This is a genomic window from Microbacterium sp. 71-36, from assembly GCF_001898305.1.
In the GTDB taxonomy this organism is placed as follows: Bacteria; Actinomycetota; Actinomycetes; order Actinomycetales; family Microbacteriaceae; genus Microbacterium.
The window spans coordinates 430,942-448,419 of the sequence record NZ_MKTP01000001.1; the positions used below are offsets into that span (position 1 = coordinate 430,942).

19 protein-coding genes are annotated in these 17,478 nt (G+C 70.0%); 6 read left to right on the forward strand and 13 right to left on the reverse strand.

Features of this window, described 5'->3' with window-relative positions; genetic code table 11:
- Positions 1–21 precede the first annotated feature (21 nt).
- The 4 genes from BGO45_RS02085 to BGO45_RS02100 all read right to left on the reverse strand — a co-directional run bounded on the left by BGO45_RS02085 (position 22) and on the right by BGO45_RS02100 (position 2,601).
- A complete protein-coding gene (locus tag BGO45_RS02085) occupies positions 22–675 on the reverse strand; it encodes a ribonuclease HII (RefSeq protein WP_292690463.1) in 654 nt (217 codons plus the stop codon).
- The gene (gene lepB, locus BGO45_RS02090; RefSeq protein ID WP_292690467.1) at positions 672–1,409 is read right to left on the reverse strand and encodes a signal peptidase I; all 738 of its coding nucleotides are present in this window, start codon (positions 1,407–1,409) and stop codon (positions 672–674) included. The genes BGO45_RS02085 and lepB overlap by 4 nt, the downstream gene beginning before the upstream one ends.
- A 193-nt stretch (positions 1,410–1,602) precedes the next feature.
- The gene (gene rplS / locus BGO45_RS02095; protein ID WP_076491715.1) at positions 1,603–1,950 is read right to left on the reverse strand and encodes a 50S ribosomal protein L19; all 348 of its coding nucleotides are present in this window, start codon (positions 1,948–1,950) and stop codon (positions 1,603–1,605) included.
- A 159-nt stretch (positions 1,951–2,109) separates the two neighbouring features.
- The gene (locus BGO45_RS02100) at positions 2,110–2,601 is read right to left on the reverse strand and encodes an MFS transporter permease (protein WP_076490270.1); all 492 of its coding nucleotides are present in this window, start codon (positions 2,599–2,601) and stop codon (positions 2,110–2,112) included.
- A gap of 150 nt (positions 2,602–2,751) precedes the next feature.
- Between BGO45_RS02100 and map the strand changes: the two genes are divergently transcribed.
- Positions 2,752–3,534: a type I methionyl aminopeptidase gene (gene map, locus BGO45_RS02105; protein ID WP_292690470.1), complete on the forward strand. Its 783-nt coding sequence runs from the start codon at positions 2,752–2,754 to the stop codon at positions 3,532–3,534.
- Positions 3,535–3,618: 84 nt separating this feature from the next.
- Here map and trmD read toward each other — a convergent pair whose 3' ends face one another.
- Genes trmD through rpsP form a run of 4 tightly spaced genes read right to left on the reverse strand, consistent with a single transcriptional unit; the run spans position 3,619 to position 5,612 of the window.
- Entirely contained in the window at positions 3,619–4,308 is a 690-nt protein-coding gene (gene trmD, locus BGO45_RS02110; RefSeq protein WP_292690473.1) for a tRNA (guanosine(37)-N1)-methyltransferase TrmD, read from the reverse strand.
- Between the two features lies 1 nt (position 4,309).
- On the reverse strand, positions 4,310–4,957 hold the full coding sequence (rimM, locus tag BGO45_RS02115) for a ribosome maturation factor RimM (RefSeq protein WP_292690476.1): 648 nt from the start codon (positions 4,955–4,957) through the stop codon (positions 4,310–4,312).
- A complete protein-coding gene (locus BGO45_RS02120) occupies positions 4,957–5,187 on the reverse strand; it encodes an RNA-binding protein (RefSeq protein WP_063257548.1) in 231 nt (76 codons plus the stop codon). The genes rimM and BGO45_RS02120 overlap by 1 nt, the downstream gene beginning before the upstream one ends.
- A gap of 5 nt (positions 5,188–5,192) precedes the next feature.
- A complete protein-coding gene (gene rpsP / locus BGO45_RS02125; RefSeq protein WP_292690480.1) occupies positions 5,193–5,612 on the reverse strand; it encodes a 30S ribosomal protein S16 in 420 nt (139 codons plus the stop codon).
- Between the two features lie 189 nt (positions 5,613–5,801).
- On the opposite strand from rpsP, the gene BGO45_RS02130 reads away from it, so the two are divergent.
- Together BGO45_RS02130 and BGO45_RS02135 are read left to right on the forward strand one after the other, a co-directional pair.
- A complete protein-coding gene (locus tag BGO45_RS02130; protein WP_292690482.1) occupies positions 5,802–6,965 on the forward strand; it encodes a glutamate--cysteine ligase in 1,164 nt (387 codons plus the stop codon).
- A 49-nt stretch (positions 6,966–7,014) separates the two neighbouring features.
- Complete coding sequence (locus BGO45_RS02135; protein WP_292690484.1) at positions 7,015–7,737, forward strand: SGNH/GDSL hydrolase family protein; 723 nt, start codon at positions 7,015–7,017, stop codon at positions 7,735–7,737.
- Positions 7,738–7,764: 27 nt separating this feature from the next.
- Here BGO45_RS02135 and ffh read toward each other — a convergent pair whose 3' ends face one another.
- The gene (gene ffh, locus BGO45_RS02140) at positions 7,765–9,309 is read right to left on the reverse strand and encodes a signal recognition particle protein (RefSeq protein WP_292690486.1); all 1,545 of its coding nucleotides are present in this window, start codon (positions 9,307–9,309) and stop codon (positions 7,765–7,767) included.
- A 130-nt stretch (positions 9,310–9,439) separates the two neighbouring features.
- Entirely contained in the window at positions 9,440–9,985 is a 546-nt protein-coding gene (locus tag BGO45_RS02145) for a TetR/AcrR family transcriptional regulator (protein ID WP_292690488.1), read from the reverse strand.
- 64 nt (positions 9,986–10,049) lie between these two features.
- Between BGO45_RS02145 and lipB the strand changes: the two genes are divergently transcribed.
- Positions 10,050–10,688, forward strand: coding sequence for a lipoyl(octanoyl) transferase LipB (lipB, locus tag BGO45_RS02150; RefSeq protein ID WP_292690490.1), 639 nt, complete (start codon positions 10,050–10,052; stop codon positions 10,686–10,688).
- Positions 10,685–11,719: a lipoyl synthase gene (gene lipA / locus BGO45_RS02155; protein WP_292690492.1), complete on the forward strand. Its 1,035-nt coding sequence runs from the start codon at positions 10,685–10,687 to the stop codon at positions 11,717–11,719. The genes lipB and lipA overlap by 4 nt, the downstream gene beginning before the upstream one ends.
- A gap of 15 nt (positions 11,720–11,734) precedes the next feature.
- On the opposite strand, the gene BGO45_RS02160 is transcribed toward lipA, so the two are convergent.
- The 3 genes from BGO45_RS02160 to smc form a co-directional block, all read right to left on the reverse strand.
- Positions 11,735–12,235 (reverse strand): DUF2004 domain-containing protein, encoded by a 501-nt coding sequence (locus BGO45_RS02160; RefSeq protein ID WP_076490262.1) that lies wholly within the window; start codon positions 12,233–12,235, stop codon positions 11,735–11,737.
- A gap of 70 nt (positions 12,236–12,305) precedes the next feature.
- Positions 12,306–13,178, reverse strand: coding sequence for a signal recognition particle-docking protein FtsY (gene ftsY / locus BGO45_RS02165; RefSeq protein ID WP_292690495.1), 873 nt, complete (start codon positions 13,176–13,178; stop codon positions 12,306–12,308).
- Between the two features lie 4 nt (positions 13,179–13,182).
- On the reverse strand, positions 13,183–16,710 hold the full coding sequence (smc, locus tag BGO45_RS02170; RefSeq protein ID WP_292690497.1) for a chromosome segregation protein SMC: 3,528 nt from the start codon (positions 16,708–16,710) through the stop codon (positions 13,183–13,185).
- A 464-nt stretch (positions 16,711–17,174) separates the two neighbouring features.
- Here smc and BGO45_RS02175 point away from each other — a divergent pair, with 464 nt between their 5' ends.
- On the forward strand, positions 17,175–17,444 hold the full coding sequence (locus tag BGO45_RS02175; RefSeq protein WP_292690499.1) for a hypothetical protein: 270 nt from the start codon (positions 17,175–17,177) through the stop codon (positions 17,442–17,444).
- Positions 17,445–17,478: the final 34 nt, after the last annotated feature.

The window sequence follows — 17,478 nt, forward strand, 5'->3', positions numbered from 1 at the left end:
GGAACCCACCTCGCTCGCGCGTCAGAACAGCGTCGGAGCCGGCGCGATCGCCCAGGAACGACGGTGGTGGACGCTCATGCCGTGCACACCGATGGCCTCGCGGTGGTCGAGGCTTGCGTAGCCTTTGTTGCGCGCCCATCCGTAGGCCGGCAGGTCTTCGTGCAGGCCGACCATCACCGCATCGCGGGCGACCTTGGCGAGGACGGATGCCGCGGCCGCGCTCGCGCAGTCCCGATCGGCCTTGATGATCGGCTTCACGCGCAGCCCGCTCTCCCCCGCCGGGGTGATGTAGTCGTGGTTGCCGTCGAGGATCACGAGCGCTTCCTCGGGGACGACGCCGTGGGCGCGTAGATCCGCGATCGCGCGGACGGCGGCGAGACCCAGGGCGCGGATGATCCCGATCTCGTCGATCTCGTCGGCACTGGCCCAGCCCACCGCGCTGTGCTGCACGAAGGCGGCGGCGCGTGCGGCGACATCGGGCCGACGTGCCTCGGGAACCAGCTTGGAGTCCCGCAGACCCGCGGGAACCCGCTTGCGGGACCGCGCGGGATCGATGACCGCCGCGCCGACCGCGACCGGGCCGGCGAGAGCACCGCGACCGACCTCGTCGCACGCGATGATCAGCGCGTGCTCCTTGAGCAGGCGCCGCTCGAGGGTGAGCGTGGGTTCGATCACGGCAGGCTGTCCGGCTGAGGGACCCCCGCGAACACCTCGTGATGGAAGTCGATCGCACCGAAGCGGTCGAACGGCCAGGTGATCAGGAAGGCGCGGCCCACGACGTTGTCGATCGGCACGAAGCCCTTCCCGGGCTGGTCCTGATTGAAACGGGAGTCCTTCGAGCTGTTGCGGTTGTCTCCGAGCACCCACAGCGAGCCCTGCGGAACCGTGATGTCGTAGGGCACCGGCGAGGGCGCTGCGGCCCCCGGCGCGAGCTTCACGTAGGGCTCGACCAGCGGCACGCCGTTCACCTCGGTCTGACCGAGCGCGTTGCAGCACACCACGTGATCGCCGGGGATTCCGATGACGCGTTTGATCAGGTGGTCGTCGCTGTCGGGCGCCGACAGGCCCACGAGCGACAGCACCCAGTCGGTCGCCTCCACGAGGGGCGGGCGTTGCTGCTTGACCGTCGCCGGCAGCCACCCGCCCGGGTCGCGGAACACCACGACGTCGCCGCGGGCGTAGTCGCCGAAGCGGGGGGTCAGCTCGTCGACGAGGATCCGGTCGTTCACGAGCAGTGTGTCGTTCATCGACGCGGACGGGATGTAGAACGACCGCACCACGAACGTCTTGACCAGGAACGACACCGCCAGGGCGATGAGCAGGATCACCACCACATCGCGCAGGAACGTCAGTGCTCCGCGGCGACGACGGGTGATCGGGGCCGGAGGGGATGCGGTTTCGTCGCTCATGTTGATCCTTCGCCGGGCTCACCGCACACCGGAAGACCGCTGGACAAGCCTCGCACATTCCGCCGCACCCGCCGAACGTCACACGGCTACGAACGTCTATGAATGCCCGGGGGCCGGCATCCCGATGCCGGTGAGCACGCGCGGAAACGACGAACGCCCCGCGACGGATCGCAGGGCGTTCGAGGAGGCGGACTCAGCGGTCGCGCTTCTCCTTGATCTTGGCCTTCTTGCCACGCAGGTTGCGCAGGTAGTAGAGCTTCGCGCGACGCACGTCACCACGGGTGACGACCTCGATGTGGTCGATCACGGGGCTGTGCACGGGGAAGGTGCGCTCGACACCGACCTGGAAGCTGACCTTGCGGACGCAGAAGGTCTCGCGCACACCGTCGCCCGAGCGGCCGATGACGACGCCCTGGAAGACCTGGATACGCGAGCGGTTGCCCTCGGTGATGTTGACGTGCACCTTGACGGTGTCACCGGGGCCGAAGACGGGGATGTCGGAGCGCAGCGAGGCCGCGTCGACGGAGTCGAGGATCTGCATGATCGTCACTTCCTGCGACCGCCACAGGTCGATCGCACGATAAAGGGGAAAAAGGAGTGGCGTACCCGAGGCCGCGGTTGCGGCGGACTCCCCTGAGGCAGAGTCTGTCAGGGCACAAACGCCCATTCTGCCATGGACGGAGACGCCGACCAAACCGGCTCAGGACGAGGCGGACTTCTCCGAGATGACGATGACCTCACCGGCGGCCTGCGGGCGCGGCCGCTCCTGCGTCGGCGGGATGTAGCCGGTGCCGTCGGAGGTGTGCAGAAGGGCCACCCCGGCGCGCGCCTCGTTCCACATCTGCGCCAACGACGACCACAACAGGACGAACGCGCCGACCACGCTCAGGACCAGCAGCGGGAAGAAGGTCCGCGAGTCGTAGAGTCCGAGCGCGATCACGACCACCTGCCACAGTCCGACGCCGACGACGTCGCGCCAGGACGCCGCCCGCTCGAGGCGGACCGAGCCCCGCCCGCGGACGATGAGCGCCACGAGGATCTGCGTCACGAAGACCGCGGGGGCCGCGATCAGCAACCAGAGCAGCGCCCAGCCGCTCCCGCCGCCGAACACGATCCATCCGACGAACAGCCACAGGGGCAGCAGGAAGGCGGCCGGGAAGAGCCAGCGGAGGAAGAGTCGGCGCAGCACCATGAACCGATGGTAGGGGCGGCAGTTGTGCGGTCGCTTTGAACCTCGACCGGACCGACGACCGACGCGGCCTCGGGCCGCCGTCTCCGCACGTCGCGAGCGGCGCACGGCGGCGATCGGAGAGAATGGAGGTTCGAGGAAAGGGAACCACCGATGATCGAACTGCGCACCCCGGCCGAGATCGACGCCATGCGCCCGGCCGGCCGATTCGTCGCGGAAGTCCTGGCGACGCTGCGCGATGAGACGAAGGTCGGAACCAACCTCCTGCACCTCGACCGTCGCGCGCACGACATGATCCGCGCAGCAGGTGCCGAGTCCTGCTACATCGACTACCACCCGTCGTTCGGGGCGAGCCCCTTCGGCAAGGTCCTCTGCACGTCGATCAACGACGCCGTGCTCCACGGACTCCCCCACGACTACGCGTTGCGCGACGGCGATCTCGTGTCGCTCGACTTCGCCGCGTCCGTCGACGGGTGGGTCGCCGACTCCGCGGTGTCGTTCGTCGTGGGCACCGCGCGCGATGAGGACCTCGCTCTCATCGACACCACGCAGCGCGCTCTGGCCGCCGCGATCGAGGCTGCCACGGTCGGCCACCGGATCGGCGACATCTCCGCCGCCGTCGCCGCCGTGGCCCACGCGGAAGGCCTCAGCATCAACACCGACTTCGGCGGGCACGGCGTGGGTCGCACGATGCACGGCGACCCGCACGTCGCCAACGACGGCAAGGCCGGACGGGGCTATCCGTTGCGCGCGGGTCTCGTCCTCGCGCTCGAACCGTGGTTCCTGCAGACGACCGATGAGCTCATCACCGACCCTGACGGGTGGACCCTCCGCAGCGCGGACGGTTCGCGCGGCTCCCACTCGGAGCACACGGTCGCGATCACGGCCGACGGGCCGATCGTCCTCACCGACCGGGGGTTCCTCGGCGTCGACTGACCGTGGCGCTCGTGGCATCCGACTGCGGATGCCACGGTCCACGCCTCGCCGGCGACAGCGCTGCGCGCCACGCCGGAGGGGCGTTCAGTCGGCGAGCAGATCCGGACGGCGCTGGCGGGTGCGCTCGATCTGCTGCTCACGCCGCCAAGAGGCGACGGCCCCGTGGTTGCCGCTCAGGAGGACCGGCGGCACCTCGTGACCGCGCCAGGACGCGGGCTTGGTGAAGGACGGGTATTCGAGCAGACCATCCTCGTGCGACTCCTCGACGAGGCTCTCCGGGTTGCCGACGACGCCGGGGATCAGGCGCCCGATCGCTTCGACCATCGCCATCACGGCGACCTCGCCGCCGTTCAACACGTAGTCACCGAGGCTGAGCAGTCGCACACGTCCGAGGCCGGCGGCGTAGTCGAAAACGCGCTCGTCGATGCCCTCGTAGCGACCGCATCCGAAGACGAGGTGCTGTTCCTCGGAGAGCTCCCGCGCGATCTTCTGCGTGAAGCGCTCCCCCGCCGGCGACGGGAACACGATCACCGGCGCCGCCTCCGCGTCCCGCGTGACGTCGTCGAGAGCCTCACCCCATGGCTCGGGCTTCATGACCATGCCCGCGCCACCGCCGTACGGCGTGTCATCGACCGTGCGGTGACGGTCGTGCGTGTAGTCGCGGAGATCGTGCACGCGCACGTCGAGCAGCCCGCTCTGGCGGGCCTTGCCCAGGAGCGACACCTCGAGGGCGTCGAAGATCGTCGGGAAGATCGAGACGACGTCGATGCGCACGTCAGTCCTCGCGGGAGTCGGCGACCTCGTCGGACTCGTCCGCACCGGACTCGTCCTGCGGGGTGTCGTCGTCGCCCGGGAGTTCCTCGAAGAGACCGGCGGGAGGAGTCACCACGACCCGACCGGCCTCGACGTCGACCTCGGGCACGATCGCGCTCACGAAGGGGACCAGGACGTCGGCGTCTTCGCCGCGACCCGTCGGACGCACGATCAGCAGGTCCTGCGCGGGGAAGTGATCGACGCGCACGACGCGCCCGATGACCTCACCGTCGCGCACCACATCGAGGCCGATGAGCTGGTGGTCGTACCAGGCGTCGTCTTCGGCGGGGGCGGTCTCGGCGTCCTGGTCGATCCACAGGATCGCCTTGACCAGGCCCTCTGCGGCCGTACGGTCGTCGACGCCTTCGAAGAAGGCGACCGGGTGGGAGTTCATCCAGCGGAATTCGCGGACCGTCAGCTCGCGGCCGTGCCACGGCGAGGATTCCGGCACCTGCAGGGTGAAGCTGTTCCCGGCGACGAAACGTCCCTCGGGGTCATCCGTGTAGAGCTCGAGCTTGAATGCGCCCTTCAGCCCGTGGGCCTTGACCAGGCGGCCCACACGGAGCTGGGTCTTGGCGGGCTGGGCGCCCGCGGTGTCGCCGGCCGACATCAGTCGTCGGCGACGTCGACGCGGACGCGCTGCCCGTCGGCGAGGGCCGTGATGAGCGTGCGCAGCGCCTTGGCGGTGCGACCGCCGCGCCCGATCACGCGACCCCGGTCATCGGGGTGCACGCGAACCTCCAGCACCTCGCCGCGGGGCGACGTGGCGGAACGGATGGTCACGGCGTCGGGGTGATCGACGATCCCCTTGACGACGTGCTCGAGCGCGGCGGACAGCACGGGACTTACTCTGCCGAAGTCTCGTCGGCAGCGGCTTCGGGCGCCTCGTCGGCGGCCGGAGCCTCGGCCTTCTTCTCGGCCTTGGGCTTGACGACCGACTTCTTCGCGGTGTCGGCCTCGAACGCGGCCTTGGGCTCGCGGACCTTGACGGTGGACTTCGCGTCCTTGTCGCCCTTGAACGTGCCCCAGTCGCCCGTGAGCTTGAGGATGGCACGGACCTGCTCGGTCGGCTGCGCGCCGACGCCGAGCCAGTACTGCGCGCGCTCGGAGTCGACCTCGATGAACGAGGGCTCCTCGGTCGGGTGGTACTTGCCGATCTCCTCGATCACACGACCGTCGCGCTTGGTGCGCGAGTCGGCGACGACGATGCGGTAGTAGGGCGCACGGATCTTGCCGAGACGCTTGAGACGGATCTTGACAGCCACGATTTCTCCTGTGGTGGGAAATGAACGAACCGGTCGCCTGGAGCGTGGGGTGCACACCCGGCGGAAGCTCAAAGAGGAGGACCGGCGCTGGATAGAGGGTCGAGCACCTGGTCCGACCCTCTATTCTGCCAGATGACACGGCGGGTCGCGAACCCGATGACGCCCGTGTCGTCGTGTCAGACTGACCGCATGACGCTCCCGTTCGCTCCGTCCACACGTTCCTCCGTGGGACTCGAATGGGAACTCATGCTCGCCGACCGCGAAACCGGCGATCTCGTGGCCCGCGCCCCCGAGGTCCTCGAGCTCGTCGAGGAGGCCACGGCGCTCGAGCGCTTCACCGTCACCGGTGAACTGCTGACGAACACGGTGGAGGTCACGAGCGGCGTCGGGCACACCGTCGCCGAGGCCGTCGATGACATCGCGGATGCCATCGGCGCCCTGCGCGAGCAGACCGAGCCCCGGGGCATCGAGCTGCTGTGCGCCGGCAGCCACCCCTTCGCCCAGTGGTACGAGCAGCAGGTCACGGACAAGACGAGGTACCACAAGCTCATCGAGCGGACCCAGTGGTGGGGCCGCAACATGATGATCTGGGGCATCCACGTCCACGTCGGCGTCGACGACGTGGACAAGGTCATCCCGATCGTGAACGCGCTGACGGTGTACCTGCCGCATCTGCAGGCCCTGTCGGCATCCAGTCCGTTCTGGGCGGGGGAACGCACCGGCTACGCGAGCAACCGGGCGCTGGTGTTCCAGCAGCTGCCCACCGCGGGCCTCCCCTGGCAGCTGAGCGACTGGGCCGAGTTCGAGCGCTACCTGGAAGACATGGTCCGAACGGGAGTGATGGCGGATGCCAGCGAGGTGCGGTGGGACATCCGTCCCGCGCCGCGCTGGGGAACCGTCGAGATCCGCGCGTGCGACGGCATGTCGACGCTTCCCGAGCTCGCCGCCGTCGCGGCTTTCGTGCAGACCCTCGTCGAGCACTTCTCGCGGATCCTCGACGAGGGCGGCGAGCTGCCCGGCATCCCGCCGTGGTACGCCCGTGAGAACAAGTGGCGCGCGGCCCGGTACGGACTCGACGCCCGCGTGATCGTCGATCGCGACGGCACGCAGTTGCCCGTGCGGGACCACCTGCGCACGACGATGGAGGAACTCGCCGAGATCGCGGTGGACCTGCACTGCGTCCGCGAGTTCGCGGGCCTGGAGACGATTCTGGCCACGGGCGGAAGCTCGGCGCGCCAGATCGCGGTGGCCGAAGCGGCCGACGGCGATCTGCGCGAGGTGGTGCAGCACCTCATCCGCGAGTTCCGCGGCGGGCCGACACTGCGCGAGCATCTCGCTGCGCTGCGGGTGTGACGGCACTCGCGAGGGCGGACTCATAGGTTCCCGCCCGTAGGATCTCGCCATGACCCGACGGCGCCGTGCCGCGATGCCTCTGCTGGCCGCCCTGGCCGGAGGCGCGCTCCTCACGCTCGTCGGCTGCACGCCTGATCCCGCGGATCCCGTGCAGGCACTGACCTTCCCCACGCCGACGCTCGCCCCGATCGTCGCGCCGACGGCATCGCCCGCGCCCCTGCGTGTGGTCACGCTGGGCGACTCGCTCATGTCGGGCGCAGGATTGCCGCTCGGCGAGGCGTGGCCTTTTCTCCTCGCCCAGCGCGAGGACGTCTCGCTGACCAACCTCGCCTGCGGCGGCATGGGGTTCGTGATCGCGGGCGAATGCGGCACGGCCTACGCCGGTTTCTCCCCCGCGATCGCCGCGCTGCAGCCCGAGCTGATCATCGTGCAGTCCTCGAGCAACGACTTCTGGCAGGACGCGGACGAGATCCGCACGGACACCGACGACACCATCGCCCAGCTCCACGACGCCGCGCCCGACGCGCGCATCGTCGGGCTCAGCACGATCTGGAACGACGATCCGGACGTCCCGGACGACACCGCCACGACCTCGGACGCGCTCCGTGACGCGGTCGACTCCGCCGGCGGGATCTTCGTCGACGTGGGGCAACCGCTGGTGGGTCATCCGGAGTGGCTCCAAGACGACGACGTGCACCCCACCGCGCGCGGGCAGCGTGCCATCGAGCAGACGGTGGTCTCGGCCCTGCAGGACGCGGGCGTCCTCCCCTGACGCCGGTGGGCCGTGCGGGCCCCCGGCTCAGCCCCGACCGAGCAGCTTCTGCAGTTCGGCCAGGTCTTCCTCGGTCGGCGCCTTCTGGCCCCCGAGGCCGAAGCCCGACCCGGCGGCGGGAGCGGCGGCGGCGATCCCGGCGTTCTCGGCGGCACGCTTGGCCGGGTTGCCCGACCGCGAGCCCTTCGCCTTCTGCTGCTTCCCCCGCTTCGACGACGCACCCGGCTTGCCGCCGATGGGTCCCATGCCGGGGATGTTGGGCACACCGCCCCGCGCGACCGTCTTCATCATCTTGGCGGCCTGCTCGAAGCGCTGCACGAGCTGGTTGACGTCGGTGACGGTCATGCCGGAACCGCGCGCGATGCGCAGGCGCCGCGAGCCGTTCAGGAGCTTGGGGTTGCGACGCTCGGCCACGGTCATCGAGCGGATGATCGCCTCGGTGCGGTCGATCTCGCGCTCGTCGAAGTCCTCGAGCTGCTGCTTCATGGATCCCATGCCCGGGAGCATCCCGAGCATCTTCTTCATGGAGCCCATCTTCTTCATCTGCTGCATCTGCTCGAGGAAGTCCTCGAGCGTGAAGGTCTCCGTCGCGAGCTTCTCTGCGACCTTCATCGCCTCGGCCTCGTCGAAGGCCTGCTGCGCCTGCTCGATCAGGGTGAGGATGTCACCGAGGTCGAGGATGCGGGATGCCATGCGGTCGGGGTGGAAAGGCTCGACGTCGTCGAGACCCTCGCCGGTGGACGCGAAGATGATCGGGCGTCCCGTGACCGACGCGACGGACAGCGCGGCTCCACCGCGGGCGTCACCGTCGAGCTTGGACAGCACGACGCCGGTGAAGTCGACGCCGTCCTGGAAGGCCTTCGCCGTGTTCACGGCATCCTGACCGATCATCGCGTCGATGACGAAGAGCACCTCGTCGGGCTGCGTGGCCGTGCGGATGTCGGCGGCCTGCTTCATCAGCTCCGCGTCGACACCGAGGCGTCCGGCGGTGTCGATGATGACGGTGTCGTACTGCTTCTGCTTCGCGTACTCGACGCCGTCGCGGGCGACCGTCACCGGGTCGCCCACACCGTTGCCGGGCTGGGGCGCGTAGATGGCGGCGCCGGCGCGCTCGGCGACGACCTGCAGCTGGTTGACGGCGTTGGGGCGCTGGAGGTCGCAGGCCACGAGGAGAGGCGTGTGTCCGTCCTTCTCGAGCATCTTCGCGAGCTTGCCCGCGAACGTGGTCTTTCCCGAACCCTGAAGCCCGGCGAGCATGATGACCGTCGGCGGATTCTTGGCGAACTGGAGGCGACGCTGCTGGCCGCCCAGGATGCCGATGAGCTCGTCGTTGACGATCTGCACGACCTGCTGGGCCGGGTTCAGCGCACGATTGACCTCGTCGCCGAGGGCCCGCTCGCGCACCGCTGCGGTGAACTCCTTGACGACCGGCAGGGCGACGTCGGCGTCGAGGAGGGCACGCCGGATCTCGCGGACCGTCCCGTCGACGTCGGCGGGGGTCAGCTGTCCCTTCTTGCGCAGATTGCGGAAGGTCTCTGTGAGCCGGTCGGAGAGGGTGCCGAAAGTCGCCATGATGGATCGAGTTTACGCGGCCCCGCTCCGGACCGCCGCCGCGGCCGAGCGGGTCGCCGCAGGATCGCCGTGATCCGACCGCGCGTGGAGCGTCCGGATCGTCGAGCAGACCGATACGGATGCCGACACCTCACGCCACGGAGAGCGCCTCCGCCAGGGTCTCGGTCAGTGAGCGGCCGGCGGTGTGGTCCGCCCACGCCCACACGCCGGCCAGCACGGCCGCCGCGGCCGCCCCGGCCCTCACCTGGGCGGCGAGCGGAGCCGTGCCGTCGCGCACCAGTCGCGCGGCCGCCTCCCGCTGCAGGCGGAACTGCCGGATCGCGCGGTCGCGGTCGAGTTCGGCGGAGATGCCCATCGCATCGGCATTCACGATCGCCAGTGCGAGGGCATCGGGTGCCAGGCCGTCGCCGATCGCGAGAAGGACCTCCGACACAGCACCGCCGTCGCGCAGATCCGCGATGGCCTCGTCGACGCGCGCGTCGAATCCCGACCAGAGCACGTCGCTCTTGGCGGAGAAGTAGTTGAAGAAGCTCGAACGGCTCACTCCGGCACGGCGCGTGATGTCCGACACCGACGTCGCATCGTACCCCTGCTCCAGGAAGAGCTCGCAGGCCGCCTCCGAAAGCACCTCGCGCGACGACGCGCGCGGGCGACCGGTGCGGGATTCGGTGGCCATGCCGACAGCCTATGGCGCGACGGTGTATGTATTCTTGGACGCAATCCAACAAACGGGAGCGCTGATGCTCGACATCCTTCGCGCGGGGCTCGCCCCCGACTACGTGCCCTACGCCGACGGCTGGGCGCTGCAACGCGCGGTCCACTCCGAGGTGCTCTCCGGTGCACGCCCCGACACACTGCTCCTGCTCGAGCACGAATCGGTGTACACCGCGGGCAAGCGCACCGAGGCCCACGAGCGACCCACCGACGGCACGCCGGTGATCGACGTGGACCGCGGCGGCAAGATCACCTGGCACGGTCCCGGTCAGCTCGTCGGGTACCCGATCGTCCGCCTTCCCGAGCCCCTCGACGTCGTCGCCCACGTGCGACGCCTGGAAGGACTCCTCATCTCTGCCCTCGCCGCGCACGGCGTCGAGGGCTTCCGCGTCGATGGACGCAGCGGCGTCTGGGTGCGACGCCCGCTGGGCGTCGACAAGGTCGCAGCGATCGGCGTGCGCGTCGAGAAAGGTGTCACCATGCACGGGTTCGCGGTCAACTGCGACAACTCCCTCGCGGGCTTCCGCGGCATCGTCCCCTGCGGGATCACGGATGCCGGTGTCACCACGGTGAGTGAGGTCCTCGGCGCCGAGGTCTCCCCCGCGGACATCGTCGAGGGCGTCGAGGCCGCCTTCCGGGCCGAGTACTCGGCGGTCGCCGCGTGAGCGCCTGCGGGACCGGCAGCGCCGGCGGCACGGCATCCACCGCCCCGAACGGACGGAAGCTGCTGCGCCTCGAGGTGCGCAACGCGCAGACCCCGATCGAGCGCAAACCCGAGTGGATCAAGACGAAAGCGCGCCTCGGGCCCGAATACACGGCGCTGCAGAACCTCGTGAAGACCGAGGAACTGCACACCGTGTGCCAGGAGGCCGGCTGCCCGAACATCTTCGAGTGCTGGGAGGACCGCGAGGCCACGTTCCTCATCGGCGGCTCGCAGTGCACGCGCCGCTGCGACTTCTGCCAGATCGACACCGGAAAGCCCGCCGACTACGACACCGACGAGCCGCGCCGCGTCGCGGAGAGCGTCACGCGGATGCAGCTGCGGTACGCGACCGTGACGGGCGTCGCGCGCGACGACCTGCCCGACGAGGGCGCGTGGCTGCACGCCGAGACGGTGCGGCGCATCCACGCCGAGAACCCCGGAACCGGCGTCGAGATCCTCGCGACCGACTTCTCGGGGAACCCCGCGCTGCTGGACGAGGTTTTCTCGTCGCGGCCGGAGGTCTTCGCCCACAACGTCGAGACGGTTCCACGCATCTTCAAGCGCATCCGGCCCGCGTTCCGCTACGAGCGGTCGCTCGGCGTGCTCACCGCCGCCCGCGACGCGGGCCTCATCACGAAGTCGAACCTCATCCTCGGCATGGGCGAGGAGCCCGAAGAGGTGGTGCAGGCCCTGCAGGATCTGCACGAGGCCGGAACCGACATCATCACGATCACGCAGTACCTCCGACCGACGCCGCGTCACCTGCCGGTGCAGCGCTGGGTCAAGCCCGCGGAGTTCGTCGAGTTCAAGGAAGAGGCCGAGCGCATCGGCTTCCTCGGCGTCCTGGCCGGTCCCCTCGTGCGGTCCTCCTACCGCGCGGGGCGCCTGTGGGCCCAGTCGATGGTGTCGAAGGGGCGCGAGATCCCGCCGCATCTCGGCCATCTCGCGAAGGACATCGCCGCCGCGGACGCCGGCTTCGCGCAGGCGGTGTGAGAGGGACGCGGGAGGTCAGTCGGCGCTGGTGACCGACTGCACCTGACCGTCCGAGGCGAGGTTCACCAGGAGCACATCATCGGTGGAGTCCGGGTCCAGGGCGTACTCCAAGACGGCGAAGGGGTCCGTGCCCCCGTGCTCGTCGGCGAGGATCGTCATGCTCATCAACTGCAGCGACTTGATGACGTCGATGTGCGTGTCGCCGGACGGGTCGGACAGCAGGTCGTCCAGCTCGTCCCCCAGCGTCGCCTGCTGCTGGAGGATGTACTCGGTCACCTCGCTCGTCCGGTCGTCGAGTTCATTGACCATCGCGTTGCGGGCGGCCAGATCGATCGTCTCGAGCGAGGAGATCATCGCCGCAGCGACGTCGAGCGCGTCGATCGACACGTCGTCCTGATCGGGAGCGGTGAGGTCGACGGTGACGCTCTGGTCGCCGAACTCGACGTTCTCCGACCAGAAGATCGACCCGTCGGGTCCCGACTCGAGGAGTCCGAAGAAGTCGTGCTCGATCGCCATTCCCCCATGAAACCAGCCCGACCCCCCTTGCGAAAGGCGACCCGCCCGAGCGGGTGAGGGCGATCGCGGATCAGTCGACGAGCGATGCGGCGAAAACATGGGGCGTGAAGCCCGTGAGATCGCCGATCCCCTCGCCCTGGCCGAGGAGCTTCACCGGGATGCCGGTGCGTTCCTGCACCGCGAGGACGAAGCCGCCCTTCGCCGAACCGTCGAGCTTCGTGAGGACGAGCCCCGTGACGCCGGCACTGTCCAGGAAGGCCTGGGCCTGCATCAGCCCGTTCTGCCCGGTCGTGGCATCCAGGACCAGCAGGACCTCGCTGATCGGGGCCTGCTTCTCGATCACGCGTTTGATCTTGCCGAGCTCGTCCATCAGGCCGCCCTTCGTGTGCAGACGGCCGGCGGTGTCGATGAGCACGATCTCGGTGCCCGTCTCCTTCGCGTGGGCGACGGTCTGGAACGCGACGGAGGCCGGATCCTGGCCCTCGTGCTGCGGACGCACGATCGTGGCGCCCCCGCGCTCGGCCCATGTGGCGAGCTGATCGACCGCGGCGGCGCGGAACGTGTCGGCGGCGCCCACGACCACGGTGCGGCCGTAGCGCTGCAGGAACTTGGCGAACTTGCCGATGGTCGTGGTCTTGCCGACGCCGTTGACCCCCACGACCAGCACGACGGCGGGACGCTCGGTCAGCCGGAGCGTGGTGTCGAACTTCGCGAAATGCTCTTCGAGGGTCTCCCGCAGCATCCGCTGCAGGTCGCGCGGGTCGGTCGTGCGGTAGCGCTCGACCTTCTCGCGGAGTTCGTCGACGAGACGCTCCGTGACGTCGGGACCGAAGTCGGCCGTCAGCAGAGCCGTCTCGAGGTCGTCCCACGTGGTCTCGTCGATGGTGGGTTTGACGAACAGTCCGCGCAGCGCGCGGCCGAGCGACCAGGAGTTCTCAGCCATTGCTTCAGCTTACGGGCGCAGGTTCCGCCGCCGCGCGGGCACGGTCGCCGACGCGCTGGCCGACCACCGCTGACACGCCGTCCTGGCGCATCGACACGCCGTAGAGCGCGTCGGCGATCTCCATCGTGCGCTTCTGATGCGTGATGACGATGAGCTGGCTGCTCGCGCGCAGCTTCTCGAACACCCCGAGCAGGCGACCGAGATTGGCGTCGTCGAGCGCCGCCTCGACCTCGTCCAGGATGTAGAACGGGCTCGGTCGCGCCGTGAAGATCGCCGTGAGGAACGCCACGGCCGCGAGCGACCGCTCGCCCCCCGACAGGAGCGAGAGCCGTTCGATCTTCTTCCCCACCGGACGCACGGCCACCTCGATGCCGGTGGTGAGCGGATTGTCCGGGTCCGTCAGCGAGATGCTGCCCGCCCCGCCCGGGAAGAGGATCGGGAAGATCTCGCCGAAGGCGGCGCGGGTGTCGTCGAAGGCGGCGACGAAGATGGTCTGCATCCGCTCGTCGAGGTCGGCGATGATCGTCTGCAGATCCGCGCGCGTCTGCTGCAGGTCGGCCAGCTGTTCGGTGAGGAAAGCGTGGCGTTGCTCGAGCGTGGCGAACTCCTCCAGTGCGAGCGGGTTCACCCGGCCGAGCTGGGCGAGCTTGCGCTCGGCATCCTGCAGCCGACGCTTCTGTGCCGCGCGGTCGAAGGGTTCGGTCGCGTCGCCGTCCAGCACGGGGATCGGCTGATCGGGGCCATATTCCGAAACGAGAATGTCCTCGTCGAGCGACAACTCGGACTGCACGCGTTCGAGCAGGCTCGTGACGTGAAGGCGTTTCTCGTGCATCTGCAGCTCGAGGCCGTGCACGCTCTCCGTGAGGCTCGCGAGTCTCTCGCGCACCGCGGTGTCCTCTGCCCGGGCGCGGGCGAGATCGGCGGTGACGGCCGATCGGGCGGATTCCGCGGCGGCGAGTTCGACGCGCGCCTGACTGACCGAGCGGTCGATCGAATCGAGAAGGGCCGGAAGTGCTCCGGCGACTTCGGCCGCGATCTCGCGCTGGCCCCGACGGATGACGGCGCGTCGTGCCGCCGCGGCGGCCGCGGAGCGCTCCCGCTCCCGCTGCTGTTCGAGCTGCACGATGCGCGCCTCGCCCGCCCGGACGCGTTCGCGCAGGGTCTCGATGTCGAGACGCGCCCGCATCTCGCCCTCGCGCGCCGACTCGAGTTCGGCGAGCATGCCCTCGCGAGCGGACGCGTCCAAGAGCGGACGCGGCACCTCGAGCGCTCGCGCGAGCGCCTCGTCGGCGAGGAGGGCCTTCGCCTCGGCATCGGCGACCGCGGCCTGCGCCTGCACGAGTCCGGCTTCGAGGCGTTCGCATTCGGCGACGGCCGCCTCGTGCCGCACCGTGACGCGGTTGAGCTTCTCCGCGTGCGCCGCGAGCGCCGCGTCGTGGGCGCGCAAGGTCGTCAACGCCTCCTTCGTGCGCGCGCGGACATCGGCGAGCTTCCCCTGGGCCTCGGCCAGGGCCTCCCGCAGCGAGTCGGCGATGACGGTGATCTCGGCGAGGCGGTCCGCTGCGGCATCACGCTCGGCGGCGAGTTCCAGGCGCGAACGTCCGCCGCCGGACCCGGCGCGGAGGGTTCGGGCCGTCATCACGGCGCCGTCGCGAGTCACCACGACGGTGTCCGCCGACGCGGATCCGAGAGCCGAGCGCACGGACTCCGCCGCCTCGAGGTCGTCCACGATGACCACGCCCGACAGGATGCCGCGCACCCCGGCCGGTGCGGACACGACATCGACCGCGCGGATGCCGCCCGGCACGGTCGCCTCGCGATCGGCGTCCGGAGCATCGGCGATCGCGATCTCGACCACGCCGAGGTCGCCCTCACGGGCAGCACGGGCCGCCGCGAAGGCGGCCGCACCGTCGTCCACGAGGAGCCCCTCGGCGAGCGATCCGAGCGCCGCGGCGATCGCCCCTTCGTACCCCGGGGTGACCTTCACCGCATCGCCGACGAGGCCCCGGATGCCGTCCACCCCGCCGGCGACGAGATCGGCGGCCGCATTGCGGACGTCGAGGGCGCGGCCGAGCGCCGTGGTCTGGGCGGTGAGGGAGTCGCGTTCGCGCTCGGCGGCGTGCAGACGTTCGCGCAGCCCCGCCACCTCGGACTCCGTGTCGTTCGTTTCACGCTGGGCGCGTTCGTACGCGGCCGCATGCTCGGCGGTCGACTCCTCGGGCGTCACGTCCGGGTCGAGAGCGGCGCGCGCCTCCTCGGCCTCGGCGAGGCGGTCGCGCGCGGCATCCAGTGCGCGCTGCTGGCGCTCGACGGCCCCCCGGACCGCGGCGAGGCCCGACGCCGCGGCCTCGGCGGAACCCCGGAGCGCCGTGATCCTCATGTCGTGCTCGGAGACGAGCGCGCTCTGCGCCGCGATGTCGGCGTCGAGCGCGTCGAGGTCGGCGCGCGCCCGCGCGACTCCGCGGGCGGCGTCGGCAGCGGCATCCTGGGCGTCTCCGAGGCCTCCCGCGATCTCGTCGATCTCGCTCCGGAGATCGTCGATCATCGACTGCGTCACCGTCGGCACCGCCGCGGCGGTGTCGCCGTCGTCGTCGGCGAGCAGCGTCAGACGCTGGCCGGCGAGCGTGTACAGGCCGCGGAGACGCTCCTGCACCTGCTCCAGCGAGAACGCGACGCGACGAGCGCGGTCCACCGCCTCGGAGCGCTGTTCCTCTTCCAGCCGCTCGACCTTCATCCGGATGCCGTCGGCCTGATCCTGCAGCATGAGCCGCTCGGTGTGACGCTCGCTCTCGGCTGCGGCGGCATCGGCCAGCTGGCGACGGAGCTGGACGAGTTCGTCGGCGAACAGACGTGCCTTCGCGTCACGGACGACGGCGGCGATGGTCGCCGCCTCGCGCGCGATCTCGGCCTGCTTGCCGAGGGGCTTCAACTGACGACGCAGCTCGCCCGCGAGGTCGCTCAGCCGTGTGAGATTCGTCTCCATCGCCTCGAGCTTGCGGACGGTCTTCTCTTTGCGACGGCGGTGCTTGAGGATCCCGGCGGCCTCTTCGATGAAGCCCCGCCGCTCCTCCGCCGAGGCCTGCAGGACCGTGTCCAAGCGCCCTTGGCCGATGATCACGTGCATCTCACGCCCGAGCCCGGAATCGCTGAGCAGCTCCTGCACGTCCAGCAGGCGGCACGTCTGACCGTTGATCGCGTACTCGCTCGCGCCGTTGCGGAAGAGCGTGCGGGCGATCGTCACCTCGCTGTACTCGATCGGCAGGGCGCCGTCGGTGTTGTCGATCGTCAGCTGCACCTCGGCGCGTCCGAGCGGACCGCGCGTGGAGGTACCGGCGAAGATGACGTCCTCCATCTTGCCGCCGCGGAGCGTCTTGGCACCCTGCTCCCCCATCACCCACGCGAGCGCGTCGACGACGTTGGACTTGCCCGACCCGTTCGGGCCGACGATGCAGGTCACGCCCGGCTCCAGCGCGAACGTCGTCGACTGCGCGAAGGACTTGAATCCCTTCAGCGTGACGCTCTTGAGGTGCATGCGGATGCGCCTTCCCGACCCGGTGGACTTCCGCCTCACGCTACCCGAAGGCCCGCGGAATCCCGCGGTGGCTGGCCGATCGAGCCCGCGCTCGACGCGCCCGAGGATCCCTCGTTTCTGGATCTTCGCTTGACATCCGCTGAACGCCTTCGCTAGCGTCGGGGGTCGCAACCGACTGAGAAAGGAGGTCACTCCCATGATTCGCAACACCACCGGCTTCTTCGCCACCGGCTTCACCGCCGTCCCCGTGCTGTCCGCACCCCTGCGCGGAGTGACCACCGCCGTCGGCATGCCTGTTCGTCAGGCGTAGCCGGGCCGCGTCGAGACGACTCTCCGTCTCCGCTCCCGCCGCACTCCCATCCGACCCTCGGATGCCGTGCGCCCGGGTCTCCGTGACCCTCCCGCCGCTGTCGTCTCTCGTCGGCCGCGGCCCTCAGCTCGTTCTTCCTCATCGGAGCCTCCGCATGAACACTTCGCTCACGCGCGCGCCGCAGCACACGGCATCCGCGTTGTCCCTTCCCACCGTCGAGACCTCGGCCGAGCGCCGTCTCGGTCTCCTCGACCGTCTCTCCCTCCGCCTCGGGCTGTGGCTGTTGACACGCGCTGCCGCGCGCGCCGACCAGCTCGCCCCCCGGACGGTGCGGGCGAACGTCTCCCACCGCGCCGCGCTCGAGCGAGCGCAGCGCGAGATCCACTGGCAGCGACAGGCGCTTCTCTCGCGCCCGCCGCTGTGACCCGGCGGGGCCGGCGCATCCGGCCCCGCCCCTC